At 42.5% G+C, this 26,724-nt stretch carries 28 protein-coding genes; 12 read left to right on the top strand and 16 right to left on the bottom strand.

The features are described from left to right. Positions 1–5 precede the first annotated feature (5 nt). The 5 genes from SHALO_RS07055 to SHALO_RS07035 form a co-directional block, all read right to left on the bottom strand. Complete coding sequence (locus SHALO_RS07055; protein WP_069477972.1) at positions 6–1,754, bottom strand: nickel-dependent hydrogenase large subunit; 1,749 nt, start codon at positions 1,752–1,754, stop codon at positions 6–8. Between the two features lie 15 nt (positions 1,755–1,769). After that, a complete protein-coding gene (locus tag SHALO_RS07050; RefSeq protein WP_069477971.1) occupies positions 1,770–2,927 on the bottom strand; it encodes a hydrogenase small subunit in 1,158 nt (385 codons plus the stop codon). Between the two features lie 242 nt (positions 2,928–3,169). Next, positions 3,170–4,513, bottom strand: coding sequence for a nickel-dependent hydrogenase large subunit (locus SHALO_RS07045; RefSeq protein WP_069477970.1), 1,344 nt, complete (start codon positions 4,511–4,513; stop codon positions 3,170–3,172). Continuing rightward, positions 4,500–5,390: an NADH-quinone oxidoreductase subunit B family protein gene (locus tag SHALO_RS07040; RefSeq protein ID WP_084010804.1), complete on the bottom strand. Its 891-nt coding sequence runs from the start codon at positions 5,388–5,390 to the stop codon at positions 4,500–4,502. Before SHALO_RS07040 ends, SHALO_RS07045 begins: the two co-directional genes overlap by 14 nt. Continuing rightward, the gene (locus tag SHALO_RS07035) at positions 5,390–5,974 is read right to left on the bottom strand and encodes a TetR/AcrR family transcriptional regulator (protein ID WP_338011920.1); all 585 of its coding nucleotides are present in this window, start codon (positions 5,972–5,974) and stop codon (positions 5,390–5,392) included. The genes SHALO_RS07040 and SHALO_RS07035 overlap by 1 nt, the downstream gene beginning before the upstream one ends. A gap of 117 nt (positions 5,975–6,091) precedes the next feature. Here SHALO_RS07035 and SHALO_RS07030 point away from each other — a divergent pair, with 117 nt between their 5' ends. After that, positions 6,092–6,481 (top strand): TerB family tellurite resistance protein, encoded by a 390-nt coding sequence (locus tag SHALO_RS07030; RefSeq protein ID WP_238585320.1) that lies wholly within the window; start codon positions 6,092–6,094, stop codon positions 6,479–6,481. A gap of 36 nt (positions 6,482–6,517) precedes the next feature. On the opposite strand, the gene SHALO_RS07025 is transcribed toward SHALO_RS07030, so the two are convergent. After that, complete coding sequence (locus SHALO_RS07025; RefSeq protein ID WP_069477968.1) at positions 6,518–7,783, bottom strand: glucose-6-phosphate isomerase; 1,266 nt, start codon at positions 7,781–7,783, stop codon at positions 6,518–6,520. 112 nt (positions 7,784–7,895) lie between these two features. On the opposite strand from SHALO_RS07025, the gene SHALO_RS07020 reads away from it, so the two are divergent. Genes SHALO_RS07020 through SHALO_RS07005 form a run of 4 tightly spaced genes read left to right on the top strand, consistent with a single transcriptional unit; the run spans position 7,896 to position 11,809 of the window. Further along, positions 7,896–9,611 (top strand): YgiQ family radical SAM protein, encoded by a 1,716-nt coding sequence (locus SHALO_RS07020; RefSeq protein ID WP_084010802.1) that lies wholly within the window; start codon positions 7,896–7,898, stop codon positions 9,609–9,611. A gap of 41 nt (positions 9,612–9,652) precedes the next feature. Next, on the top strand, positions 9,653–10,900 hold the full coding sequence (locus tag SHALO_RS07015) for an MgtC/SapB family protein (protein WP_069477967.1): 1,248 nt from the start codon (positions 9,653–9,655) through the stop codon (positions 10,898–10,900). Positions 10,901–10,921: 21 nt separating this feature from the next. Continuing rightward, on the top strand, positions 10,922–11,233 hold the full coding sequence (locus SHALO_RS07010) for a thiamine-binding protein (RefSeq protein ID WP_069477966.1): 312 nt from the start codon (positions 10,922–10,924) through the stop codon (positions 11,231–11,233). A 54-nt stretch (positions 11,234–11,287) separates the two neighbouring features. Next, complete coding sequence (locus SHALO_RS07005) at positions 11,288–11,809, top strand: diacylglycerol kinase (protein WP_069477965.1); 522 nt, start codon at positions 11,288–11,290, stop codon at positions 11,807–11,809. A 43-nt stretch (positions 11,810–11,852) separates the two neighbouring features. Here the strand turns inward: SHALO_RS07005 and SHALO_RS07000 are convergent, their stop codons facing one another. After that, positions 11,853–12,443, bottom strand: coding sequence for an NAD(P)H-dependent oxidoreductase (locus SHALO_RS07000; protein ID WP_069477964.1), 591 nt, complete (start codon positions 12,441–12,443; stop codon positions 11,853–11,855). Positions 12,444–12,574: 131 nt separating this feature from the next. Here SHALO_RS07000 and SHALO_RS06995 point away from each other — a divergent pair, with 131 nt between their 5' ends. Then, complete coding sequence (locus SHALO_RS06995; protein WP_069477963.1) at positions 12,575–12,952, top strand: winged helix-turn-helix transcriptional regulator; 378 nt, start codon at positions 12,575–12,577, stop codon at positions 12,950–12,952. Positions 12,953–12,975: 23 nt separating this feature from the next. Here the strand turns inward: SHALO_RS06995 and SHALO_RS06990 are convergent, their stop codons facing one another. Continuing rightward, positions 12,976–13,833: a D-hexose-6-phosphate mutarotase gene (locus SHALO_RS06990; protein ID WP_145923242.1), complete on the bottom strand. Its 858-nt coding sequence runs from the start codon at positions 13,831–13,833 to the stop codon at positions 12,976–12,978. After that, positions 13,775–14,485, bottom strand: a complete 711-nt coding sequence (gene fliP / locus SHALO_RS06985) for a flagellar type III secretion system pore protein FliP (RefSeq protein ID WP_145923279.1) — start codon at positions 14,483–14,485, stop codon at positions 13,775–13,777. The genes SHALO_RS06990 and fliP overlap by 59 nt, the downstream gene beginning before the upstream one ends. 148 nt (positions 14,486–14,633) lie before the next feature. Here fliP and glmU point away from each other — a divergent pair, with 148 nt between their 5' ends. From glmU to truA, 6 genes are read left to right on the top strand one after another with little or no spacing between them, the layout of a single operon-like run. Further along, positions 14,634–15,938, top strand: a complete 1,305-nt coding sequence (gene glmU / locus SHALO_RS06980) for a bifunctional UDP-N-acetylglucosamine diphosphorylase/glucosamine-1-phosphate N-acetyltransferase GlmU (protein WP_069477960.1) — start codon at positions 14,634–14,636, stop codon at positions 15,936–15,938. Continuing rightward, positions 15,928–17,139: a bifunctional phosphopantothenoylcysteine decarboxylase/phosphopantothenate--cysteine ligase CoaBC gene (gene coaBC / locus SHALO_RS06975; RefSeq protein ID WP_069477959.1), complete on the top strand. Its 1,212-nt coding sequence runs from the start codon at positions 15,928–15,930 to the stop codon at positions 17,137–17,139. Before glmU ends, coaBC begins: the two co-directional genes overlap by 11 nt. Beyond that, positions 17,124–17,855: a hypothetical protein gene (locus SHALO_RS06970; protein WP_238585311.1), complete on the top strand. Its 732-nt coding sequence runs from the start codon at positions 17,124–17,126 to the stop codon at positions 17,853–17,855. Before coaBC ends, SHALO_RS06970 begins: the two co-directional genes overlap by 16 nt. Positions 17,856–17,858: 3 nt before the next feature. After that, positions 17,859–18,590, top strand: coding sequence for a prepilin peptidase (locus SHALO_RS06965; protein WP_069477957.1), 732 nt, complete (start codon positions 17,859–17,861; stop codon positions 18,588–18,590). Next, the gene (locus SHALO_RS06960) at positions 18,587–19,612 is read left to right on the top strand and encodes an LptF/LptG family permease (protein ID WP_069477956.1); all 1,026 of its coding nucleotides are present in this window, start codon (positions 18,587–18,589) and stop codon (positions 19,610–19,612) included. Before SHALO_RS06965 ends, SHALO_RS06960 begins: the two co-directional genes overlap by 4 nt. Positions 19,613–19,618: 6 nt before the next feature. Further along, a complete protein-coding gene (gene truA / locus SHALO_RS06955; RefSeq protein WP_069477955.1) occupies positions 19,619–20,353 on the top strand; it encodes a tRNA pseudouridine(38-40) synthase TruA in 735 nt (244 codons plus the stop codon). A 167-nt stretch (positions 20,354–20,520) separates the two neighbouring features. On the opposite strand, the gene SHALO_RS06950 is transcribed toward truA, so the two are convergent. Genes SHALO_RS06950 through SHALO_RS06920 form a run of 7 tightly spaced genes read right to left on the bottom strand, consistent with a single transcriptional unit; the run spans position 20,521 to position 26,685 of the window. Beyond that, entirely contained in the window at positions 20,521–21,750 is a 1,230-nt protein-coding gene (locus SHALO_RS06950; RefSeq protein ID WP_069477954.1) for an amidohydrolase family protein, read from the bottom strand. Further along, entirely contained in the window at positions 21,740–22,834 is a 1,095-nt protein-coding gene (locus tag SHALO_RS06945) for a glycoside hydrolase family 3 N-terminal domain-containing protein (RefSeq protein WP_238585310.1), read from the bottom strand. Before SHALO_RS06945 ends, SHALO_RS06950 begins: the two co-directional genes overlap by 11 nt. Next, entirely contained in the window at positions 22,834–23,721 is an 888-nt protein-coding gene (locus tag SHALO_RS06940) for an NAD(P)H-dependent glycerol-3-phosphate dehydrogenase (RefSeq protein ID WP_084011023.1), read from the bottom strand. The genes SHALO_RS06945 and SHALO_RS06940 overlap by 1 nt, the downstream gene beginning before the upstream one ends. A gap of 12 nt (positions 23,722–23,733) precedes the next feature. After that, positions 23,734–25,164, bottom strand: coding sequence for an Asp-tRNA(Asn)/Glu-tRNA(Gln) amidotransferase subunit GatB (gatB, locus tag SHALO_RS06935; protein ID WP_069477952.1), 1,431 nt, complete (start codon positions 25,162–25,164; stop codon positions 23,734–23,736). 15 nt (positions 25,165–25,179) lie between these two features. Beyond that, positions 25,180–25,737, bottom strand: coding sequence for a thiamine phosphate synthase (locus tag SHALO_RS06930; protein ID WP_084010798.1), 558 nt, complete (start codon positions 25,735–25,737; stop codon positions 25,180–25,182). Then, complete coding sequence (locus SHALO_RS06925) at positions 25,712–25,996, bottom strand: hypothetical protein (RefSeq protein ID WP_069477951.1); 285 nt, start codon at positions 25,994–25,996, stop codon at positions 25,712–25,714. The genes SHALO_RS06930 and SHALO_RS06925 overlap by 26 nt, the downstream gene beginning before the upstream one ends. Positions 25,997–26,007: 11 nt before the next feature. Continuing rightward, positions 26,008–26,685, bottom strand: coding sequence for a F0F1 ATP synthase subunit A (locus SHALO_RS06920; RefSeq protein WP_069477950.1), 678 nt, complete (start codon positions 26,683–26,685; stop codon positions 26,008–26,010). Positions 26,686–26,724: the final 39 nt, after the last annotated feature.

The following is a 26,724-nucleotide window of genomic DNA, read 5'->3' as shown; positions in this document are numbered from 1 at the left end:
TCTCTTTAGCAAGACGCACCGTTAACATTGACCTTATAACTGCTCATCTCATTCCCTTTGGTATCCATGACGTGTACTGCACATGCAAGACATGGATCATAAGAGTGGATAATCCTTACGATTTCAAGTGGTTGAGAAAGATCCGTAATTTTAAGACCAATAAGGCACTCTTCATACGATCCTCTAACACCTTTAGCATCTTTTGGACTTGCATTCCACGTACTAGGGACGACGGCTTGGTAGTTTTCAATCACACCATTTTTGATTTTAACCCAGTGACTCAGAACACCACGAGGCACATGACCAATGTAGCGACCTTTGTACTCTTTGTTTTTATCAATCTTGTAACTTGTACATGTAGAATCATCAACTTTAAGGTTTTGAATCAATGAGGTAAACGCTTCCATACCATTGTCTGCAATCACTTTGGCTTCAAGCATACGACATGCTGTACGACCCAAGGTTGATGCAACGGCAGTGATTGGAAGACCTGTATCGGCAAGGAATTTATCCACAACGACTTTAACACGTTTGTTACCAAGCGCATAGTTGATAACAATGTTTGCCAATGGTCCTACTTGGAGTGGTTTACCATCATAACGAGGTGCTTTAATCCATGTGTATTTACCATTTTCATCGATAACTTTAGTCGGAGCCAAAACACCTTTATCATTAATCGTTTGAGCATCTTTAAAGCCTGTATAGTTAGGCTCTTGACGACCCTCATACGGATGGTAAGCGGCATTGTCTTTATACCATGAACGTGTTGCTTCTTCGGTGATTTTGCTCTCATCGAGTGTTTGAACTTTGAAAGGTTTGCCTGTGATTAAATTGACCACATCTTCGCCCATCATCACACCGCTCTCAAACAAGAACTCTTTCGCATTGATTTGGAACTCTTGATGCGTCCAAAGGTTTGCAACACCAAGACCGCCTGTCACACTTGGCTCGTTAGCATACGCTTTGCCTGCCATAACAAGATCAGGATAATACGCACGATTCACAAAATCAGCAATCTCTTTGAATTTTGTCATGTACTCACCTAAACGTGAAGGGGTTTGAAGGTCCATAATACATGTCACACCACCAACGGTTAAGCTTTGTGGGTGAGGTTGTTTTGCACCAAAAATCGCCATCATTTGGGCTACGGTTCTTTGAAGCTCTAGCGCTTTAAGGTAGTGAGAAACCGCGATCAAGTTTTGCTCAGGTGTTAATTTATAAGTTGCATGTCCCCAGTACGCATTTGCGAACGGTCCAAGGTGACCTTTTTTAACAAATTCCGCCACGCGTGTTTGCGTTGCCACAAGATCATCCGCACCACAGGCAATAGGTGCATTGGTGTACTTAAATGACTCGGCAGCTGCTTTGTGCGGATCGGCTTTAAGTGCTGAGACCACATCAACCCAGTCAAGTCCATGAAGATGATAGAAGTGTACCACGTGATCGTGTAAGAAAAGTGCATTGTTCATTAAGGTACGTGTGAGTTTTGCGTTAAGTGGAGGCTCGATACCTAGAGCATCTTCAACCGCCATAATGCCTGCTTTATAGTGTGAGTAGGTACAAACACCACAAATTCTTTGGGTCATAAAACCAGCATCTCTTGGATCTCTACCTTTTAAAATGGTTTCAATACCTCTCCAAAGTGTTGAAGAAGAGTACGCTTCTGTTACAACATTGTTATCATCAACGATAACTTCAACCCTTAAATGCCCTTCGATTCTGGTTATTGGATCGACTACGATTCTTTTACTCATTTACTTATCCTTCTCTTATTCTTCAGTTTTTCCACTGCCCTTAACCGCAGCAATCGCCGCATGAGCCGCAATACCTACCGCAGTCGCAGTTAAAAGCGCCACGCCAACTTTATCGGCAGTTTTATCCGCGCCATCACCGTAAACAGTATGATAAAGTTTATCGCCAAGAGGTTCTTCAAATGGCCCCATATTATCCCAAAATCCAGGTTCTGAACAACCGATACAGCCGTGTCCTGCTTGAACGGGCCAAGAAGTGTGTTGGTTAAATCTCTCACGTGAACAGTTGTTAAAGGTATAAGGACCTTTACAACCCACTTTATAAAGACAGAAGCCTTTTTTAGCACCTGCATCACCAAACTCTTGAACGAATTCGCCCGCGTCAAAGTGACCACGTCTTTCGCAAAGATCATGGATTCTAAGACCGTAAGCCCATTTTGGACGGTTATACGCATCGAGTGCTGGAAGTGTGCCAAAAAGAATGTAATGAAGCACGTTACCGACGATGTTTTTCTCACTTGGAGGACACCCTGGAACGTTAATAACAGGTTTATTGGTAATTTTACTTAAAGGTTGTGCATTGGTTGGGTTTGGATGAGCCGCTTGGATACCACCAAAACTTGAACAAGAACCAATGGCAAAAATAGCCGCCGCTGATTCAGAAGCTTTTTTAGCGCTCGCTTGTCCTGTTTGACCATGAGGTCCAACGGTTAAGAAGAATTCACTACTGCCCGCAGGAATGCCACCTTCAACCATTAAAATGTATTTACCCTTGTATTTTTCAATCGCACTCTCTAAATTGTGCTCTGCTTGCCATCCACAGGCGACCATTAAGGTCTCATGGTACTCAAGGGAAATGTGATCAAAGATCAAACTATCAATAGTAGGAGCATCCGTTCTGAGCAAACTCTCACTACAGCCCGTACACTCAGCCATATGCAACCAAATAACGGGTAAACGATCCGTCAACTCAGCCGCTTGTGCCATCAATGGTGTAAATGTTGAAGGTAATGACAACATAGCAGTAACGCCTGCTGCCCACTTCATAAAATCTCTACGGCTGATACCATGTTCTTCCATCAGTGCCGCAATAGATTTTTCCTCCTTAATACGGGGGAACTTCTCAAGATTGCTAAGTCTATCAGCAAGCCTTTCGTACAGTTTAGCGTGTTCCATAAATCTCTCCTGTGTAAATTTTCCAAGATCAAAAAGTTAAGGCATTATTCAGGAAACAGACAAATTTTGTTTACCTGAATGAGTATTCATTTAGTATTAAATCAAAAAATATTTCATATTATGCTAGGAAGGCACATTATTCAGGAGATTTTAAATCAACGGAGTAGAAAGGTAACAAAAAAAGAAGATAAAAAGTGTATTGTATTAAAAATGGCTAAATTGTCACACATCAAACCATCTTGCTATTGGGTGGTACAGACCGAACAAACGTCAAAACTTTTGAGGATAAAGTCGGCTTTGGTAAACGAATGTAGACCAATAAGTGCTTTTTGTGCCGTGGATGGATTTTCTGTGTCACCGTTGCCTAAATTCCAAACCGTTGGCGTGATAATATCATACGATTGAATCATCCCTTGATGCACTTTTACATGATGGATGAGTGATCCACGTGGCGCTTCAACCACGCCCATTCCCTCGCCACTTAAAGTGTGAATCTCTTTTTTGGGTGGAATAAAAGAGGGCTCTTTGAGGGTTAAATGCTCTAAAAGATCTTTTGTACGCCAGAGCAAATGGGCACATTCAACGGCGCGTGCCACCACACGAGTAAGTGCTGCATCTTTAAACCTGCGGTGAAAATCACGCATCAACGGCTCTTTTGCGACCATTAAACGTGCCATGGGACCCACTTCCCAATAACTCTTTTTGTACATGGCACTTTTCGAGTAGGTATAGCCTTTGTGCTTGTCTTCAAAAAAGGTGTGTTCCAAACTCTCATGCACATATTTAACATCCGCACTGAGGACGGTTGTTTTGGATGCTTTAAGACTTCCTTCGTACATGTAAGACTCACCCAAGGCTAAAAAGCGATCAAAACTACGTCCCAAACGATCAAAACCATGTTTGAGCATCTCATCAATACCGTGAGAGAGCGCTGAAGGTGCCGACATCACCTGCAAGGCAGAATCAAATCCCAACAACTCTTCTAAACGCATGCCATAAAAATGCTCTTCACAAAAAGCAATCACAGCATCTAAACAGCCAAGTGCACTGAGAAGATCGCTTTTAAGGGGATCACACGTCACACCTCCTGCCATCACAAACGAGCCATGCGGCCATTGCCCTGTAAAATGAGCGCTCATTTTAAGCGTCTCCATAATCGCATTTTGTGCATGGAACCACTGCTTCTCTTTAAAAGCGTTGCCATGATAGGTTGGATCGGAGATTCTTCTCAGTTCAGGCAAAATGGTGAAAAAATACCACTTAATGTGATTATGAATCTTCTCAGCATTGAGAGCAATTTCACGAATATCTTTGGCTTTTTGGCTTACATGTAAAAGCTCACCTGCATTTTTATAACACGCTTCGATGGCGTGTACGGAGGCAATGGCATGCGAATGCGAGCAGATACCACAGACCCTAGGCGTTAAAGCCAGCGCGTCTAAAATAGGACGCTTTTGCAAAATCTCTTCAATGCCACGGTAATTAAAAAATTTAATGCGAGCAAAGCTTATCTTCTGCTCTTCCCACTCCAGCTCCAAGGTCGCTTCGCCTTCGATGCGCTGTATAATCTCTTTAGTTATCTTCATCAATCAGCTTCTTTTCAAGTCTCTCAATTTTAAAACTTTTTGCCACACCTGCAAGGCTGTAATATGCACGCTTTGAGATGCCAAAAGGCGTTTGAGGCAAGGACATATTTTTTTGGGTTTCATACAACGCAATTCTTGGAAAGTCAAACTCTGTACATCCTAAGCAGGGCGAGCCTGCCCTTGTTTTGGAGCTCACTCCATTCCATAAAATCTTATTGCAATTGGCATGGCTCATAGGCCCTAAACAGCCGTGTTCGTAAAACAAGCACCCTTCTCTCTCGCCAAGTTGTTTGCTATCGACCTTCCATTCAAAATATTCATTGCGCAAACACCCATGATGGGCAAGATAAGAGAAGACCTCTTTGGGGCGCAAAAAGGCATCTAGAAGTACTTTTTCACCCACATGCAACGCTAAAAGTGTTTCCACCAGCCAGCGCGGATGCACGGGACAGCCTGAGATGTTTATGACATTGTTTTTCTCCAGCCAATAACCGCCTTTTTCTTTACCACTAAAGAGTGCGCCTGTAATCTTTTGCGGATCACGCAGTCTAAAAACACCGCCAAAACTAGCGCAACTGCCTGCACAGATGATATGCTTAGCACGAGTGGCGAGAACATCAAGGATTTCATAAAAAGGAAGACCAAAACGCTCGATGAGCCTCTCATCATGGCTCAAAGCACCCTCTAATATCAAAAAATCAAACTTCGTATCGCTCTTTAAAAAGCTTAGAAAATCCTCTGCGCCGCATAAAAGTGGATGATACAGCATCTCAAAGGAAGCGGCAAAACTTGGCATCTGTGGGTAGTTAAAAAAGGAGTGGCTGTTGCCATTACATGTAAGACCTTGAAGCCAGATGATGGTGGATTTTTGAGACATTAGTGTTTGAGCGCGTTGTAGATATTGAGCGCAATCTCATCGACATAATGGTTAAGATCTTTTTCCAAAACACCTTCCCCACTTAAAAAAACAAACCCACCCAAATAGCCCATAAACAGCCCAAATGCAGAGAAGAAGTCTTGATTGCGAAGTTCTCCGCACGCCACTCCCTCTTCAAAAAAGATCATCAATTCGGTGACAAACGATGAGACACACAGCATCCCTTCGCATCCCTCTTTGAAGACTTCCCTATTGGCGAGATAGACACGTAAAAAGTAGTTGATGTGTTGTGGTTTTGAAGAAGCCATCTCAAAATAGAGCGCCACAATCTTTCGAATCTTCTCTTTCGAATTTCCCTCTTCTTCGTTCACATGACGGATCTCAGCGCCTAAAATATCGGACGAGTATTTGATAATCTCTTTGGCAAGCATCTCTTTGGAGGAAAAATAGTTATACATATTTCCCACACTCATCCCCATTGCTTTGGCGATGTCAGGAATCGTCGTGGCATAAAAACCTCGTGTTGAAAAGAGCATTAACGCCGCATCTAAAATTTTTTCGCTTTTACGTAGTTTTTTATCCACGTGTGTGATCCTTCCAAAGTGTCGTTTTGCTTATTTTACCATCTTTATTAATATTCGTTTAAAATGTTTGACTATAATTTCTATGATTTAATCTCAAAGGAGTACGAATTGTTACTTATGAAACTGAAAACTGAAGAGAAATTTGCTTTTTTACAACTCGCACAGTATGTTGCGAAACTCGATGGGGAATACGGGCTAAAAGAGCGCGAATTGGTCGATGAATATTGCACAGAGATGGGCATTGAAAATATGGAAATTAATTTAGAATCTTTTAATTTAGAAGAGACATTGGAGACCTTTAGATCGATACAAAGCCGAAAAATCACCATTCTCGCGTTAATGGTTTTGGTCCATATTGATGATAAATTTGGCATTTATGAGCACAAAACGATGGATAAAATTGCACATATTTTTAATCTATCAGAAAGAGAGATGCACCTTTTTTCAATGTGGGGGAAAATGGGATCGGCGCTATACGAACAAGCGATGGTTTTTACGACAGATTAAGTGTAAACGCCTTTTGGCGTTTACACGGGACGTACACTATTTTCCTTTTTTAGGAAAACTCTTCTTCTCTTCGATCAATTTACCCTCAAGAATTTTCTTACCACTCTCAACACCGGGTTGATCATACGTATTGACATTCATCATTTGACCGACCAGTGAGGTTAAAAGCTCATAGTAAAAAATCAACTTTCCGATGTTCTCTTCATCAATATGTTGTAGGGTAATCGTGTCGATTGGAATATCTTTTTTATCCAACAGTGCTTCAATCGTTGAATCGGCTTGCATGTTAATAAGGTCACAAAACGCAATGCCATTCATCAAATCCAAGTTCTCAAGCTCTTTGAGCGTAATGGCAGGAATCTTAATTTTGTCATCAAAATTTTCGATTTTAAGCACCGTCACACTTTTATCGCGTAACCCTTCAACGATAAGTTGCAAGAAGGAGTGTTGATCTTTTGGTCCAATCAAACCAACCGGTGTTAATCCCACGTTAAAGCTACTGTGTCTCTGTTTTTTACCCAAACTCTCGCCCCAAAGTTGCACGTACCAGTCGGTAAAACTGTCCAAACTCTCCGAGTATGCAAAAAGAGTGTTGATGTTGTAGTGCATTGAGTTTTTAGCGTAGTAGGTTGCTTTTTTAAGCAATGTCTCTTTGATGTAACCATCTTCAAAGAAGCTTTTTTTAATTGCTTTGGCACCATCGAGTAAGCGTTGAATGTCCACACCGACCAAAAGCAAAGGCGCCAGTCCTGCGGCACTTAAAACGGAAAAACGTCCGCCGACATTGATAGGAATGTGCAAGATAAATGAGTTAAAGGTTTTAGCATGAGCTTCGAGTTTTGAGCCATTGTCGGTCACAAAGGTGAAGCGATAATCGAGTGAAATCTCTTTGGCTTTGAGTAAAGAGAGAATGTATTTGTAAACTGAAATGGTCTCGATGGTTGAGCCTGATTTACTGATAACAAAAAAGTGGGTGTTTTTGATGTCCAGTTTATTGAGCGTGGAGCGAATCGAAGCAGGATCGGTACTCTCAAAAAGGTGCAATCGTTTGTCAAAATCGCGAATACCTTGAAGTGCTCTAAAAATCGCTTTAGGCCCTAAAGAACTTCCACCAATGCCGATAATGGCGATATCTTTGATCGCATCGTAATCATTTTTAGATTTAAACTCTTCTAGGTAATTTACAAGATCGGTAATCTCTTGATCGGGCAAGGCATAGTAGCCAATGGTGTCCTGTTCCGCAATGATTTTTTCAAAGATGCCCTCTTCTACTTTAATATTAAAATAGAGTGAATTTTTCAAACGTATCCTCCAAATGATAATTGCTGTGATATTACTACGAACAATCTTAAAAAAGCCAAAACATAGAGGCGTTGTGGTATATTAATACCTATATTAACGACAGAGGAAAAGCATGTTTTTACCCACCACACACGAAGAGATGATGGAGCGAGGTTGGACTCAACTCGACATCATTCTGATCACCTCCGATGCCTATATCGACAGTCCCTATATGGGCGTTTCGGTTGTAGGTCGCGTGTTGGAAAAAGCAGGGTATAAAGTCGGCATCATCGGACAACCTGATGTTACATGTAAAGATGACATTGCCCGTTTGGGAGAGCCAAAGCTTTTTTGGGGTGTCAGTGGTGGCAGTGTGGACTCGATGGTGTCCAACTACACCGCGACCAAACGGTTTCGCAACAGCGATGACTACACGCCAGGAGGCGTGAATAACAAACGCCCTGATCGTGCCAGTTTGGTCTACACCAACCTCATCCGCCAGCACTTTAAAGAGACTGTGCCGATTATGCTCGGCGGCATTGAAGCAAGCCTCAGACGTGTCACGCACTATGATTTTTGGAGCAATAAACTTCGCAAACCCATTTTGTTTGATGCCAAAGCCGATTACCTTCTTTATGGCATGTCAGATCATAGCATTGTCGAGTTTGCCGATGCTCTAAAAAAGGGAATTGCGCCTTTACATGTAAAAGGGTTGTGTTACATTTCCAAAGAGCCGAACGAGGCGTTTTTGAGCCTTCCAAGCCATCAAGAGTGCTTGGATGATAAGCTTAAATTTATGGATATGTTTGACATTTTCTACCACAATAATGACCCGATTTCTGCCAAAGGGCTCTGTCAAAAAGTCGATTCGCGTTACCTCATCCAAAATCCACCTGCGCTGTATCTTACGACCGAAGAGATGGATGAAGTAAGTGCGCTTCCCTTTATGCGTGATGTGCATCCGTACCACAAAAAAGAGGGTGCGGTTAAAGCGCTTGAAACGATCAAATTTTCCATCTCAACGCACCAAGGCTGTTATGGCGAATGCAGTTTTTGCGCGATCAGCGTGCATCAAGGCAGAACCATCCGAAGTCGAAGTGAAAACTCCATTCTTAAAGAGGCAAAACACTTTACGACCTACAAAGATTTTAAAGGCATTATCTCCGATCTTGGAGGGCCCACAGCAAATATGTACGGCTATGAGTGCCACAAGAAAGTGACCAAAGGAACCTGCGAAGATAAAAGCTGTATGTTTCCAAAGCTTTGTAAGGCGCTGAAACCAACGCACAAAAAACAGCTTGATCTACTTCGAAAAGTACGCTCTCTTCCAGGCATTAAAAAAGCATTTGTCGCTTCGGGTATTCGGTATGATCTTATCAGCGAAGATAAAGCCTATGGCTATGAGTATCTTAAAGAGATCGTGGAGCATCATCTCAGTGGGCAGATGAAGATCGCTCCTGAACATATTGATGATGAGATCTTAGCGCTTATGGGAAAACCAGGGAAAGAGTCGTTGGTTGAGTTTAAAGCGCTCTTCGATCGGCTTTCTCGTGAGTCAGGAAAAAAACAGTTTTTAACCTACTACCTTATCGCCGCACATCCTGGGTGTGAGGAAAAACACATGCACTCGCTTAAACAATTTGCAAGCAATGTGTTAAAAATCAATCCTGAACAAGCGCAAATCTTTACACCAACTCCTTCAACGTATGCCACACTCATGTACTACACAGGGCTTCATCCTGTGACGCGAAAACCGCTTTTTGTGGAGAAAGATATGCAGAAAAAAGAGCGTCAAAAAGAGATCGTTGTGGCTAAAGAGCGCAAATACTACAGTGGATTAGACAGCTGATCTAGCCAAATTTAGGTAAAATAATCCCAAAGAGGTCGACAATGGATACGCTTGTTTTTCAAAACATCATTATCGCTATTGTTCTTGGACTACTCATTGGGTTGCAACGTGAAATGAACCTTTTGTATGCCAACCGTCAGAAAGACTTTGGAGGGGCACGCACCTTTGCGCTCATCGCACTCATTGGCTATCTCTCTGCGTGGCTTAATGCGTCTGTTCCTTATCTGCTTATTGCTTCTACATGTGTTTTAGGCGCTCTTCTGATGGGTGCGTATATTCTCAATCGAACACCTACAGAAAACGGCATGACCACAGAGTTTTCAGCGCTGGTGGTTTTTTTCCTAGGTGCCTTGCTTGCTTATGAGAAGATGGCACTGGCTGTTTTTGTTGCTATGAGTGTCCTTTTTATCCTCAATCTTAAAGAGAAGATACAGACCTATGAAAAAGTGATTGAGAAGCGAGATCTGAGTGCTATGATTCTTTTTTTGATGATGAGCTTTGTTATTTTGCCGCTTTTCCCCGATGAACCGCTTGATCCTTGGGGTTATTTCAATCTTTACAATATCTGGCTGATGGTCGTTTTGGTTGCAGGCATCTCTTTTTTAGGCTACATCGCCGTACGCCTTGTGGGTGCCAAGCATGGCATCGGGTTGGCAGGTTTGTTAGGAGGCATTGTCTCCTCAACCGCCGTAGCCTTAAGCCTTGCAAGACGCTCCAAAGAGAATCCTTCACTTTCTAAAAACCTAGCGATTGGTATAGGACTTGCCTGCTCCATCATGCTTTTTCGCATTTATATCGAACTTTTGATCATCAATGCCGCGCTGGCTTATAAGATTTTGTACCCTGTTTTGATCGCCTCTGGTGTGGGGTATCTCTATCTTGGGTTTCTCTACGTTACCACCGAAAAAGAGAAAATCATCCAAGAGACCGTGTTTAAAAATCCCTTTCAACTCTCTGAAGCGCTTATTTTAGGCGTTTTATTTGGCGCTGTCATCGCTTTAGTCAAATTTGCAAACACTTCCTTTGGTGAATTGGGTGTTTATATTATCTCCTTTATTTCAGGTCTAACGGACACCGATGCGATAGCACTTTCCCTTGCCTCTTTGTCCAACAATGGACTGGATACAACAACCGCATTAAACGCTATTACCCTTGCGATCATCGCCAATTCATTGCTTAAAAGTATCATTGTTTTTCTACTGGGTACACGCCGCATTGCCTCGTATGTTGGTGGCTATCTCGTGCTGACGATTGGAACATTTTGTGGTGCTTATTATGCACTCTCGTAGTTTACATGTAAAGGAGAAAGAATGAGCGTTTTAATGGAATTTAGTATGTTTCCTCTTGAAGGTGAAGGCAGTATAAGTGCGGATGTAGCGCGCATTGTCGAGATGGTTCATAAAAGTGGCTACAGCTATAAACTGACCCCCATGAGTACGGTGGTTGAGACACCTACGATGAGCGAAGCGCTGAAACTGGTCGAAGAGGCTTATGCACTGCTTGAAGCGTGCGGGCGTGTGTATGCGTGTTTAAAATTTGACATAAGAGCTAACCGTGAAGATGGCATGCACCAAAAAATTGAATCGGTGCAAAACAAGCTGGATTGTTTGATTACGATTTAAAAAATTTTACAAGGTGCCGATCTTACTCGTATGTTTAAATAAGGGGGCAACTTTATGGAAACCGTCAGAGCCAATAATTACAATTATAATAGCTTTGGTTTTTCACTGCAAACCAGTAGTGGCGATGTTATCGATCTGAGCATGTATGATGCGCGCTACGCAGAGATTTCACAAGAGAGTGATGGTAACTCACAAAGTACAACATTCACACTTGCACACGCGTATGGCTATAATTTTCATTACGAAGGTAATGGCATCGACGCCAATGATCAAAAAGAGATTGACGCGGCGATGGAAACCATTCAGCCGATGATGGACGAGTACCTCAAAAACGTCCAAGAGAGTGCGAGCAACACCAACCTTGCAAGTTTGACCAACACCGCGTATGAAGTCAACGCAGCACTTCCTCAAACAAGTGATGAAAACACGCAAAATTACATCAATGACTCGCTTTTGACAAGCCTTGATAAAATCTTAGCCAAAGTCGAAAATCAAAATGAAAAAACGCTCCAAGAGACACAAAAACTCTTTGAGAGTATCTTAAAGCAACAAAAAGGGTTTGAGCTTTACATGTAAGATTACATGTAAAGCTATTTGATAGATTTTTAGAAGGACTTTATTAAGAAAAATGCTTCTCTAAATGAGCTATAAAGCGTACTTTCTCTTTTTCCAAATCCAAATCGCCTTTGAAAATGTCATGCACGGAGAAGGTTTCGAGCGGTTCTGCACCACAAAATTGAAAGGTTTTATGCGTGGCGACATTGGCTTCATCAAGGCTCAGTCCACTAAAAAAGCCCTCTTTGTCATTAAATTCTGATGTTGGGCAGTTGTAGGTGATGGAGAGCATGTACGATTTCCCTTGCATCAAGCCACCACTTCCATAACGTTTTGTTGCGTCACTCCTCGTTCTGCCATCGTTCTCATAGGTGACGGTTCCTTGACCTGTGGAAAAAATCTCATCGATGTATTTTTTAGCCAGCCAAGGCACGCCCATCCAGTAGGTTGGGAATTGAAAGAGGATAATATCGGCCCACGCAAACTTTTCAACCTCTTCTTTAACGTCATAATCGCCCTCAACCTCACTGTGTTTGATGGCATAACCTGCTTTGTGAAAAAACTCCGTGGCGGTGTCAATGTAAAACTGTGTGAGTTTTCCCTCAGCGACCACAGGGTATTTTTGATGCCCGTTGATGATCAGTACATTTTTCATTCGTTTCCTTTTATATTTTTTGTTGGAAAATTATAATGTTCGCACGCTTAATATATCCTTACGATACTTTTAGCATGTAATGATATATTTTTGTATTTATGCTATAATTCCTCCAAAAAAAGGTACGCCCCATGTATTTAGTTAATGGAAAAGAGTACACGTGCTCTATCGCCATCGCACAAGATATTTTTAACGATAAATGGAAATTGGGCATTATTTGGCATCTGCTCTCAGGTGAAAAACGCTACAAAGAGCTTTTTGAAGAGGTGTGTGAGATTACCCAAAAGACGCTCACTGTGAAACTGCGAGAGCTCGAAGAAAAAGGCATTATCGCGCGTCAGGTTTTTCCTGAAATTCCACCCAAAGTGGTCTATTCACTCACCCCCATCGGCGAAAAATTACGCCCTGTACTCAATGAAATGTTTGATTGGGGTATTGATTATGTCACCGTATGTGGCGCCTTTACGGAGGGAACCGTGTGCGAACCAAAACTCTCTAAAAAGGCGTGAAACCAAGTTTACATGTAAAGCGTTTAAAGCGACGCAATCTTTACATGTAAACGATCTTCACACGCCAAAGACTTGGAAATGCGAGCACTTTCTATGCAGAGCATTTGCGTGTAATCATTCTCGTTCATATCAGCAAAACTACTTTCGCCCTCACGCCAAGGATTCCAAACCACCACATCGCTGTGATTTTTATGCGTGATACTCAGCGTTCGATCCTTTTCGCGAAGTAACGTAGTCGCTTCGGACATGGTGTAAATTCTATCGATGGAATGGTTTACATGTAAAACCGGCTCTTTGGTTTCACATGCCATGCCACCTTGCAACGCATCGTTGTAGGCGCTACCCAAGCCCATCACCGTCACGTCATGAATGTTTTGACACGTAAGGTACGTGTGAAGTGCCGCCGTACTCGCTTTTTCAGCGTTTACATGTAAACACAGTTCAACAGCGCGGTTCAAGTGCATCTCAAGCCGTGCACGAAACGCATAAGGCCATAACGACCTCGTAAACGCGTCATCGTGTAGTTCAAAAATCAGCTGAACGCCCTCTTCATTTTCACTATATTGCGCCATTTCCCACTCAACAATGCGCGCAAATCCATGCGACGGTGTTCCCATTTTGCCAAACCACGGCCAGCATAGCGGAATGCCGCCACGAAACGCTTTACCTTTTTGAAACGTTGAACGCTTAGCACTCCAAAAAAAAGGCTCACCACCTTTGGGTTGAAAGTGAATCAGTTGCGCACCTTGTTTAAGGAGGATCGCATCAAAAAGCGGATGGTGAATCTCAAGAAAAAGATCGTTTTGTGTGAGGTATTGCGCGCTAATGGAAGCTCTCCACAAGTCGTTGCACCAACAAGTTCCACCCATCGACCAGTACAAAAATGAGCAGTTTAAACGGCAACGAGATCATAGCCGGTGGCAACATCATCATACCCATCGCCATCAAAACGGAACTCACCACCATGTCGACAACGAGAAAAGGCAGATAGAGCAAAAAGCCGATCTCAAAAGCAGTTTTAAGCTCACTGATCATAAACGCAGGCATCGCTACTGTTAAAGGTACATCTTCGATGTTTTTAGGGTTTTCAAGGTTACGAATCCGAAAGAAAAGGGCTAAATCTTTCTCACGGGTATTGCGAATCATAAAGGCTTTAAACGGCGCAGCACCTTTCTCAAACGCCTCTTGATAGCCCATTTTTTCTTCTAAATAAGGTTTGACCGCCACGTCGTACGACTCTTTCATCACGGGTTCCATAATGAAAAAGGTCAAGATCATCGCCAAAGAGACCATGACTTGAGACGGTGGCATCTGTTGCGTTCCAAGTGCTTGTCGCAGGAATGAAAAAACGATGAGAAGACGTAAAAAACTGGTCATCATAAACACCAGTGAAGGTGCGAGGGTCAAAATCGTTAAAACAAGAACCAGGTTTAGGCTAGTCACGAGCTGTTGGGGTGTATCGGGCGCACTTAAAGAGAGGTTAACGGTAGGGATCGTGTCGGCACCAAACGCGAGCGGTGACATCAACACCATCAATAAAAAGAGCACCTTTGTAATTTTTTTCAACCCGATTCCTTTGAATGTATTCTATGATTTTAGTTGGTTTTGCGTTAAAAACCATTTAATCTTTAAACAACTTTTCGTTAAAATAGATTTCATCTGATTGTTAGGAACACACTTTATGAATATTTCGATTGCAATTATGGCGGCAGGCTTAGGCACACGCATGAAATCTACCCTTCCCAAAGTTCTTCACGAGATCAGCGGTTTTGAAATGCTTTACCACATCATCAAAGAATCTCAAAAGATTAGCGACGACATTCACGTCATTTTATACCACCAAGCAGACCTTGTGCAAGAGCGTATGAACCGCTACTTTTCCAACATTAATTACATCATTCAAGATCATCAAAACTTCCCAGGAACGGGTGGTGCGATCCGTGGGGTGAGCCCAAAATACGAGCGACTCTTAGTACTCAATGGCGATATGCCTCTGCTTGAAGCGGAAACTATGCAAAATTTTACACATTTAGATGCCGACGTTGTGATGAGTGCGTTTACATGTAAAGAGCCTTTTGGCTACGGTCGCGTCATTCTGGATGCACAGTTAAACGTTCAGAAAATCGTTGAAGAGAAAGATGCAAGCGCGGAAGAGAAGCAGGTCACGGCGGTCAATGCAGGCGTTTACCTCTTTAAAACCGACTTTTTAAACGAGACACTTCCAAAACTTTCCAACCACAATAGTCAAAAAGAGTACTACATCACCGATTTGATCGCACTAGCCAACGCAGAGAACAAAAGTGTCAAAGCGCTTTTTGTCGATGAAGCGACGTTTATGGGTGTTAATTCCAAGTACCATCTCTCGCAAGCCGAAGCACTGATGCAAGAGCGCATCAAGCGTCGTTTTATGGAACAAGGGGTGAGTATGCGCCTACCTCAGACCATCTACATTGAAGCGGATGTTCAGATGAGTGGCGAATGCAAACTTGAAAATGGGGTAACCTTGCTTAAAGGCACGGTGCTTGAAAATGCGCACATTAAAGCGCATTCGGTCATTGAAAAAAGTGTGATTAAAAACTCTGACATAGGACCAATGGCACGCGTGCGACCTGATTCACTTATCGAAGATACGCACATTGGGAACTTTGTTGAGATCAAAAAATCAACGCTTAAAGGCGTTAAAGCAGGGCATCTCAGTTATTTGGGCGATGCGATCATTGATGAGGGAACCAACATTGGCTGTGGAACCATTACATGTAATTATGATGGCAAAGGCAAATACCAAACGATCATCGGCAAAAACGTCTTTGTGGGCAGTGACTCTCAACTGATCGCACCTGTTACGATTGGCGATGATGTGCTTATCGCTTCGGGTACAACGGTCACTAAGGACATCCCCAAAGGTGCACTAGCAATCAACCGAGAACCCCTTAAAATCATAGAGGGTTTCTTCTACAAATTCTTCGGGAAAAAAGATGCGAAATAATCAACTTGCAGGGAAAAAAATCCTTTTAGGGGTCACAGGTAGCATTGCAATTTACAAAGCGTTGGAGTTGATTCGACTCTTCATTAAAGCGGGCGCGGAAGTCAAAGTGCTGATGAGCGAAGATGCGAAGCGTTTTATAACACCGCTCACCTTTGAGGCGATCAGTCAAAATAAGGTTTTACATGGTGACACGGAAAGCTGGAGCGAAGGGCTGAGCCACATTCACACGGGCAAATGGGCAGATATTTTTGTCATCGCTCCTGCTTCGGTCAATACGATCAATAAACTCAGCCATGGCATTGCGGACAATCTCTTAACCCAAACCGCCATTGCTTTTACCAAAACCATTGTACTAGCGCCTTCAGCCAATACCAATATGATGCTCAATGCCATCACTCAAGAGAGCCTTTTAAAGCTTGAAGCGCTCGGCTACGAGATCATCGCACCGCAATCCAAACTCTTAGCGTGCAATGATGAAGGTGTGGGTGCCCTTGCAGACGTTGAGCAGATTTTCTACCACTGCGCACGGTTGCTGCTTAAAGAAGCCTTTTGGAGTGAGCGCGAAGTCGTTATCACAGGTGGCGGTACGATGGAAAAGATCGATGATGTCAGGTGCCTGACCAACTTTTCCAGTGGAAAACAAGCCTCTGCGCTTGCGCTTGCGTTTTACCTCAGAGGTGCCAATGTAACGCTAATTAGCAGTGGCGAAACCCCTCAGATCAACGCCATCAATACTTTACATGTAAAGAGTACGGCAGAGCTTCAAGCCGCCCTTCTTTCGCAGATGCAGTATGTCACCAAAAACGAGAAAACGCCCTATCTTTTGATGGCAGCCGCGGTGAGCGATTATGTGCCCATCAAAACCCACGAAGGCAAGCTCAAAAAAGAGGAGCTGGGTGAGACGTACACCCTAGAGCTCAAACGCAACATCGATGTGCTCACATCACTTCCCAAACGAGGATTTAAAATGGTTGGGTTTAAAGCAGAGATGGATGAGAGTAAAGCACTTGCCAATGCAGGTGCGATGCTAGAGAAAAAAGGGTTGGACGCTGTGTGTCTCAATGTGCTTAAAGAGCAAAACAGCTTTGGAAGCAGTAAAAATGAGGTTCATTTTATCACCGCTTCGCATATTCAAAAATTTGCTCTTGCAGGTAAATTTGAGATCGCTGAACAGATCGTGGAGCAGTGTTCACACCTATGATTTCAACCCTTCAAAAGTTAGCAGGCATTGGCTCAGACATCGGACGCACCAGTAGTTCGAGTGTCAATTTTAATGCCAATTTACCGGTGAGCATTGAAGTCATACGCCAAATTGATGGTGGTCGCTACTGCCTCAAAGTGGGACGCAAAGAGCTCACAACCAAAAGCAGTAAAAATCTCAAAGAGGGTGAAAAATACTGGGCAAATTTTGCTGAGGGCAAAGGCGGCATTTTAACCATTTCAAACCTCTACCAACAACCCAAACTCTTTGAAAATGACGCTTATTTTTTACCCATGGGATTGGAGCAGATACTGGACGGAAACAGCTTTAGCTACAACGAATTTAGGGCTTTCTTAGTGAAACAGCTGAGCAGTGAGATTCCTAAAGAGCTCTTCACCCTTTATGCGTATATGCTCTTAGCCCTCTCCAAAGCCATCATTCATCTTCCTTTGATTCACGAAGGTAAAAAAGTGATGGTGCAGTTTCAAAAAAGAGAAGATGGATCGCTCCTGTTTTACATTGCTTATGAGCATTTAGGACCAATGTATGGCATCATTCAAGATTCAAGCGTTGAAATTGCGGCGATGTATGAGAAAAGTGTCTACTATTTACAAAAAGAGAGCCCTAAATTGGGTATGATTACACACCTTAGCCTGCAAAAAGAGCTCAAACCTCTTTTTGATCTGGGCGACGTGGCATTAGACGTGAAGGGTTAGTCGATGGGTTTTGAAGCTGTTTTCATCATGCTTTTTGGTCTGTGCATAGGATCGTTTTTAAACGTTGCGATTGTGCGCATGCCTCGTCATCAAAGCATCAATCTTCCCGCATCGCACTGTCCGACATGCCTGCATCCTTTGAGATGGTACCACAATATTCCTCTTTTTTCATGGCTCTTTTTAAGAGGAAAATGCGCTTTTTGCAACGAGCCCATTTCGGTGCAATACCCACTCGTTGAGCTTGGCACTGCGCTGCTTTATGGTCTCTGTTTTTACCGTTTGCAGAGTCTTACACAAGCGCTTTTAATGGGTTCTGTTTTTGCGCTTTTGCTTGCTCTGAGCATTATTGATTTGCGGTATAAAGCTGTTCCAGATGCGCTCAGTTTACCCACACTCATCCTCTCTTTTTGCACGCAAGATCCTTTGCAATCGCTTCAAAACGGGCTTTTGCTGATGGGAGCATTTACGTTTTTACGCTTTGGTATCTCAGCGCTGGCTAAAAAAGAGGTGATGGGCGAAGCGGATATTATTATCGCAGGTATTATCGGTGCGGTGCTTGGCATCAAACTGGGGCTTGTGGCTATCTATCTCAGCGCACTGATTGCCTTGGTTGCGTTTATGATCGTGCGTAAACGTGGGTATGAACTTCCCTTTATTCCGTTTCTAGCCTTAGGGCTTTTGCTCACGTGGTTTTTTGATCTACCAATTTTACATGTAATGGAATTTATCTTATGAATAGAGTCAGTCGTTATCTTTTAAAACATTTCAGTGAGCTTTTTAGTTCGCTCTTTTTTATCCTTTTTTTTATCACATCCGTGGTATTTTTTATTAAAATAACGGCACTGACCGCCATTATTAAGATGAACTTTTGGGAATTAGGAACGCTCTACATCTATCTTCTGCCCAAAACACTTGTGTATACCTTACCCATTACCTTTTTTGTTGCCTTGTGTATCACACTCTTTAACCTCTCCAAAGAGAACGAAACCATCGTACTTTTTACGCTTGGATACGATCCCAAAAAAATTGCACAGCTCTTTTTAGGACTCTCCGCCCTGCTCTCTTTTATCTTGATTTTAGATGTTTTATTGCTGATTCCGATCTCCAAACAACTCAACTCAAACTTTATAGAGTACAAAAAAGCCGAAGCCAAATTTAATATCAAAGCCAATGAGTTTGGTCAACGATTCTCTGATTGGCTCGTCTACATCGAACACAGCGATAATGACAGACGCTACAAAGGCGTAACGCTCTACCAAGCTGCCACGCAAAAGGATGATGAAAAACTCATTGTAGCTACCAATGCGATCATCGACAATGAAAAAGGTGTTCTAAGACTCAATCTTGATCAAGGCAAAATTTTTGAATTTACCAAAGAGGGTATTCAGCAAGTTGACTTTGAACGTATGCACATCAACTCTCAGCCTAAAACGATTGTGGGGAAATTGCAGAGTATTATTGAGTATTGGAACGGTGTTTTTACCGATCATAAACGAGCCTACGACCTCTCTTTTTTACTGCTCATCTCCCTTTTCCCGCTTGCCTCAACGTTGGCAGCACTCAGTATTGGGATTGTCACGTACCGCTACAACAAAGGTGGGATCTACTTTGAGATGTTCGTAGCAATCTCATTTTACCTTGTCCTTGCAACGCTTTTATCCACATGGCATCCGCAAAGCGCGCCCCTTGTTGTATTTTTGATTATGTTTTTAAGTACCTATAAAATTTACCAAAAACGCATTCGCGCTATGTTCTAAATACTCATGCGTGTTAAAATCACTCTAAGTTACGACGGAAGCGCTTTCATTGGCTTCCAAATTCAAAAAAATGAGACCAAAACCTGCCAAAGTGTTGCAGGTGCTCTGACACGGGCTTTGCGTCATATCAACATTGAGACCACCGTTGTGGGCAGTGGACGCACCGATACGGGTGTGCATGCAACCCATCAAGTTTTACATGTAGACCTTCCACCCTTTTGGAGTGACCTTGCAAAACTTCAAACCCAGCTCAATGCTTTTTTAGCGCCACATATTTTTATTCAGCGCATAACCCCTGTTGATGACTCGTTTCATGCACGTTTTGATGCAAAAAAGAGGCTCTACCGTTATGTGCTTTACGATGGAGCGTATCAGCCGTTTTTATCCCATTATGCTTTACATGTAAAGCCACTCGATGTTATAAAATTGAACGAATATGCGCAGGTTTTTGTCGGATTTCATAACTTTGAGTATTTTAAAAAATTGGGTGGGGGAAAGACCAAAGATGAGCGTACCATCTTTAAAGCAGGAGCCTACCGTTACAAACATCTGATTGTTATCTACTTTTTAGGCGATGCTTTTTTACGCTCTCAGATACGGATGATGTGCGGCAGTTTACTTAAAGCGTGCGATGGCGTGCTTGAGTACAATGATCTTATCGCACAACGCGATCGTAAAATGAAAGTGTCCACAACACTGATTCCAGCGTGCGGACTTTACCTTTCACGGGTCTTTTACTAACTGATGTTACGCTGTTTGCGTAACGGTATCTTAAACAATGGGTAAAACCCATTGTTTAAAGGTCAGGGATACATCCCCGACACCTCCTAAAGCTTCATAAAACAAGTTTTATGAGAAATAAAAGGTAAAATGTTACGCTCTTTTGAAGAAGTGCGTAACATTCGTTCTTAATTCAAAAGTAGCTTTCCAGCGACAACCACTTTTTTGACTTTACCATACAACGTCTCACCGTAATAGAGCGAGTGTTTGTTGCTCACTTCATAGCTCTCTTTGGGGTCAAATAAGACCAAATCAGCATCGTACCCCACTTCGATAGCCCCTTTGGAAGAGAGCCCCAAAATATGCGCAGGATTCACGCAACAGATGCGAATAAGTTCCCTAAAATCAATCACGCCATTTTTAATTAAAAATGTATGGGCAAGTGTTAAGAACTCTTCAATCGAGCCTATCCCAAAAGCGGCATCTTCAAACGCCACATCTTTGTATAAAATGGATTTAGGAGAATGTGCGGAGGTTAAAATATCTACCAAGCCCTCTTTGAGTGCTTGAATAAGGGCTTTGCGCTCCTCTTCTTCTCGAAGCGGTGGCATCAATTTTGCGTAAGTGTTAAAGCCATCACAACTGGTGTCATTTTTGGAGAGATGATGAATCGAAACTTCTGTGTAAAGGTCTGATTTAAGGGCTTTATGCGATTTGGCGATGTCTAAAGAGCGTTTGGTTGAGAGCGATTTTAAAACAACTCTTGCACCGTAAGAATGTGCCATCTCAGCTACTTTGGCGACTTCCGCTGTTTCAGAGATCTTAGAGATACCAGAGAGTCCTAATTTAGAAGCAATCACACCATCGTTCATCAGTCCATTATCATCCAAATTTGGCTCATAACACTGTACAAAAAGCGGTCTTTTTTTCATCGTTGCGTACTGCATACCGCGTCTTAAAAGGTTGGCATTGCGATGCGAATCGGCTAAAATAGCTGCGGCACCATTGTTTAACAAAGTGGCAATGTTATGGAGCTGATCTTCTTTTTCATCCGCCAAAGGAGCACTCATGTGCAGATTAACCTTGGCTTGATCGATCTTAAATTTCACCAATTCCAAAAGTGTTGCACTCTCAAGGCGTGGGCTAAAATCAGACATCACGACAGCCGTTGTAACGCCGCCTTTGAGACAGCTGTTGGAGAGTTTATCGATGTATTCTTGATTGAGACAACTGTTGGAAAAGCGCACGTTAAGATCAATGAGACCGGGAAGCAAATAAAGCCCATCAGCATTGATCACTTCATCATTCGCGGCTGCATCAAGCGCTTTGCCAATAGCAACGATTTTACCCTCTTTGATCAGGACATCGTGACGTAAAACGCCCTCTTGTGTTGACACCAAAGCATTCTTAATTAACATGGCTTCCTCTTTTGGATAATTTTTGTTTAAAACGCACAATTCGCTCATAGGAGAGAGCAATACGCTCAGAGCTCAGCTCCCCACTTTGAATCGCTTCTTTAATAATTTTATTAACGGTAAAGGTCATACTCGCACTCTCGGCAAAATAGTTTGTAAAGACCAATATATCAGCCCCAGCATCGATGCTACGAATCACACGGTGTTTAAAATCAATACTACTCGCAATCGAATTGGTGCGTAAATTATCGGCAAAAACGACGCCTTCAAAGTGCATTTTATCTCTTAGCAAGCCTTGAATGACTAATTTTGAAAAGAGCGTTGGATTTTTGGGATCGAGCTCTTGGTGCATGACATGGGAGATCAAAACGGCGTCCATTTTACCAAAAGCGATCAGATCATAATAGGGTTTTAACTGCTCAAAACGCCATGTTTTTGTGACATCTTCTTCGCTGGAGAAGTTATTCCAAAGATTGGCACCCGAGGTGGGGAAATACTTGACAACGGGCATCACGCCTTCAGCTTTAAGCGCATTGATAAAGAGCATCGCATAGGTCGTGACAATCTCTTCATACGCGGCGTAACTGCGTTGCAGTTTGGAGCTATCAAGCACATCAAATTTAGGTTGAAGATCAAGTACGGGCGCAAAATTGACATTAACACCACTTTGAGCAAGATCTGAGCTGAGTTTTTGATACAGTGCTTCTGTCTCAGCAATATCTTTGTTTTGAAAAAGCTCATGCGCAGAGGGAACTTCGCTAAAACCTTTTTTAGCCTCAAACAGACTGTTTCCGCCTTCATGTTCAACTGCCACGATCAACGGAAGTGCTTTGGGTGCTTGTGCTTTTAAATAATCATTGAGTTTTCTAAGCTGTGCTGGGTTTTGAACATTTTTTTCGGTGATAAAAACCCCACCAATTTTTTCACGTTTAATGTCTTTAGCAATCTGTTCAACCCACTTGTCACCCTCTTTGGTGCCATCAAAGCCGATGATAATCATCTGAGCAATCATATCTTCCAATGGAGGTGTTTTGGCGTGCAAAAGCGAAGAAAGCAGTAAGCAAGAGAAGAAAAATTTTAGCATCATCAATCTGACAAGAGGTCTTTCACGCTGATGCGCGGCTCTTTTCCCTTTAAAATAAGTGCTATTTCATGAGCAATGGGTGTATAAATCATATGTTTTGCCGAGAGTTCAAAAATCGCTTCAGAGGTAAAAACGCCCTCCGCCACTTCGCCAAGTTCTTCTAAAATAGTTTCAAGTTTTTTACCCTCAGCCAAGAAAAGCCCAACACGGTAGTTACGCGAGAGCGTACTCGAAGCGGTTAAAAAAAGATCTCCCGCTCCACTGAGCCCTAAAAACGTCTCATCGTGCGCACCAAAATATTTTCCAAAACGGCGCATTTCAACCAATCCACGTGCAATCAAACTCGCACGTGCGTTGTTGCCAAGTTTAAGTCCATCACAAATTCCACTGGCAATCGCCAGTACGTTTTTATACGCACCACATACTTCCGCACCAATGACATCTTTTGACGTATAGGTTTTAATAAACGAAGGGAAAAAAGCGGCAAACTCTTTGGAAAGTGTTTCATTACTGGAGTTAATAACAACCGCGGTAGGAAGTCCTTGCATCACCTCGCTTGCAAACGAAGGGCCCGATAAAAAACTGAGATGATCTTCTGGAACATAGTGTGCAAAAATCTCATTTAAAAAAGAACCACTGCCCTGTTCGATGCCTTTGGCAGCAACCAGAATTTTTTGCCCACGAAATGTAAAATGTGCTTCTAGCCAACCACGAACGACTTGAGCAGGAAGAGCGAAGATAAGGTATTCGCATTTCAAGGCCTCTTCAAGGCTGACAAAATTTTCAATAGGTTTTATATGACGTGAGGTGATCTTACATGTAAGCGTGAAAGAGAGCGCAAACTGAAGTGCTTGCCCCCATTTTCCCGCTCCAATGACAGCTATACTCACGCTCTTGCCCACTTACGCATCCAATCTGGATTTTAAAAGTTCATTCACTTTAGAAGGATTAGCAGCACCTTTACTCTCTTTCATTGTTTGCCCCACAAAGAAACCAAAGAGTTTATCTTTACCGCCTCGATACTCTGCGACTTTATCGGCATTGGCACTGATGATCGCATCGATGATTGCTAAAATAGCGCCATCATCACTCACTTGTTTGAGTCCTAGTTTTTCAATGGCTTCATCAACATTGCTGTTATTTTCCATCAAATAATCCAGCACCTCTTTCGCAGCTTTTCCACTGATCGTTCCATCTTCAATGCGTTTGACAATAGAGGCGAGTTTAACCGCGTCCACAGGCGAAGTCATCAGAGTCATACCATGACTTAAGCGTGCAAGAAGCTCAACGGTGAGCCATGTTACAGCATTCTTTGCCCCGGCACCCTCGCTTATCATCGTCTCGTAAAACTGAGCCATTTCAACACTGGATGTAATCACATTGGCATCATATTCTTTGATGCCGTACTCTTTTAAGAAACGATCACGTTTTTGATCGGGGAGTTCAGGAATTTGGATACACTCCGCCAACATATCATCAGGAACAAGTACGGGCAGTAAGTCTGGATCGGGGAAGTAGCGATACTCAGCACTATCTTCTTTACCTCTCATACTTCTCGTTTCATTTTTCTCGGTATCGTACAGACGTGTCTCTTGAACGACTTCTTTCTCATACACGCCATCTTCCCACGCATTACTTTGACGCTCTACTTCGTAATCAATCGCTTTTTGGATAAATTTAAACGAGTTTAGGTTCTTAATCTCCGCTCTGGTATAAAGTTTAGTCTCACCTTTTGGGCGAATCGAGACGTTGGCATCACAGCGAAAACTTCCCTCTTGCATATTGGCGTCACTGATGTCGAGGTAGCGCAAAATAGCGTGGAGTTTTTTAAGGTATAAAATCGCCTCTTCACTGCTTCGCATATCCGGTTCACTGACGATTTCAAGAAGCGGTGTTCCCGCACGGTTTAAGTCCACATGGCTTACATTGCCATGATGAATGTTTTTACCCGCATCCTCTTCAAGGTGCGCACGCGTCACACCAATACGCTTCGTTGTGCCATCTTCAAAATCAATATAAATTTCACCCGCTTCAACGATAGGGATCTCAAACTGGCTGGTCTGATACCCCTTTGGAAGATCAGGATAGAAGTAGTTTTTACGGTTAAAAATAGATTTTTGATTGATTGTTGCATTGATAGCGGTACCTAAAGCAATCGCTTTTTTAACCACTTCTTTGTTTAAAACAGGCAAAGCGCCAGGAAGTCCTAGGCAAACTTCACAGACATTGGTATTGGGTTCGTCGCCAAAACTGGTTGGGCAACTGCAAAAAATCTTGGTTTTTGTGTTTAACTGAGCATGAACCTCAAGTCCAATAACAACTTCAAATTCCATTAAATAGCCTTTGGATTAATCTAAAAAAAAGCGAATTGAGGCAAAACCATGCACTCCAACCGCTTCACAAGCTTTCACCTGATCAGCGTTGATGATGCCACCAAGCGCGAAACATTTAACGCGGATTCTATCATTTATTTCTTTTAACTTCTCTAAACCAAGCGGTTCGCCCTTGTTGGGCGTTGCAAAAATGGGACTAAAGGTGATCGCATCTGCGCCTCTTTTTTCAGCCTCTTCTATCTCTTTGAGGGTATGTGTGCTTGCGATGACTTCCAAACCTAATGCTTTGGCATTTTCTATTACATGTAAAGCATTGGAAGGCAGATGCACACCATCACAGCCAAGGTCATGTGCGAGTTTAAAATCGGTATGCAAATAGAGTTTAGTTCGGTCATCTTGAAGGGAAGCCTTTGAAACGGCTTTGGCGAGCGAGGTGTAATCTGAGGTCTGTTTATCGCGTAAACAGATGTAATCAGGTTGATACTTTGCCTTTACATGTAAAAGTTTTTGAACGACTTTTGCTGGGTTGGAAGTATAAAAAGAGGGATCAGTGATGAGATAGCGTTTGATCATTGAGGCTAAGTTTTTCTAAGAGTTGCGTCTGTTTTTTAAGCTCTTCAAATTTATCCAGTTGCAGTTGTGCCATTGAAAAGATAATAACAAAAAAACAGCCACTCAGAAAGAAGAAAAGTGCAATGAGAGAAGCGATGATAGTGCCAAAAGGAAGAAAAAGTAAGAAGGTATAACCTCCACCAGCCAATGCAAGTGCCCAAGAGGCACCGTGCAAAAAGCTGAGGAGTTTTTCAAAACGCGTTTGTTGGTGTTGCAACAAGAGAGTACTTTTTAGTGCTCTTCGCTAATTAAAACAGCACCTGCTAGATAAACGTATGTTAAGATCATAAAAATAAACGTCTGCAAACATGCAGAGAATGTTAAAAGCGCATACGCAGGAAGTGGTGCTACCCAAGGAGCCAGCATCAAGACAACGGCTAAGAACAGATCATCACCTTTAATGTTACCGAAAAGTCGGAAAGACAAAGAGACGATACGAGAAAGATGTGAAACGATCTCGATTGGGAACATAAGAGGCGCTAAAACTTTCAATGGTCCCATAAAGTGCGCAAAATAATGCACAACACCGTTGACACGGATACCTTCAAAGTTATAATAGATAAATACCATCAATGCCAGTGCCAATGTCATGTTTGGGTTGCTTGAAGGAGCTTCAAACCCAGGAATAATACCGATAACGTTTGCAATAAACACCATCAACCCAAGTGTTGCAACCAGTGGTAGATATTTACGTGCCAACTCTTCACCAATGACATCTTTACCCATTGAGACGACACTCTCAAGATACGCTTCCATGACATTTTGAACACCACTTGGTACCAATTGCATTTTAGACGTTGCAAGTTTTGCCAAGACAAAACTGATAACACCGACTAAAACAATGTGTGATACAAAGATGAAGTCATGGGAGTGGTTAATAAGACCTAAAAATGTAAACATTTCGCCCATTACACATTTCCTTCGTTAATAATTTGCGTGATTGTATCT

Source organism: Sulfurospirillum halorespirans DSM 13726 (assembly GCF_001723605.1).
GTDB lineage: Bacteria > Campylobacterota > Campylobacteria > Campylobacterales > Sulfurospirillaceae > Sulfurospirillum > Sulfurospirillum halorespirans.
The sequence above is the reverse complement of the archived record's forward strand: the minus strand, read 5'-3'. Positions and strand labels throughout refer to the sequence as shown.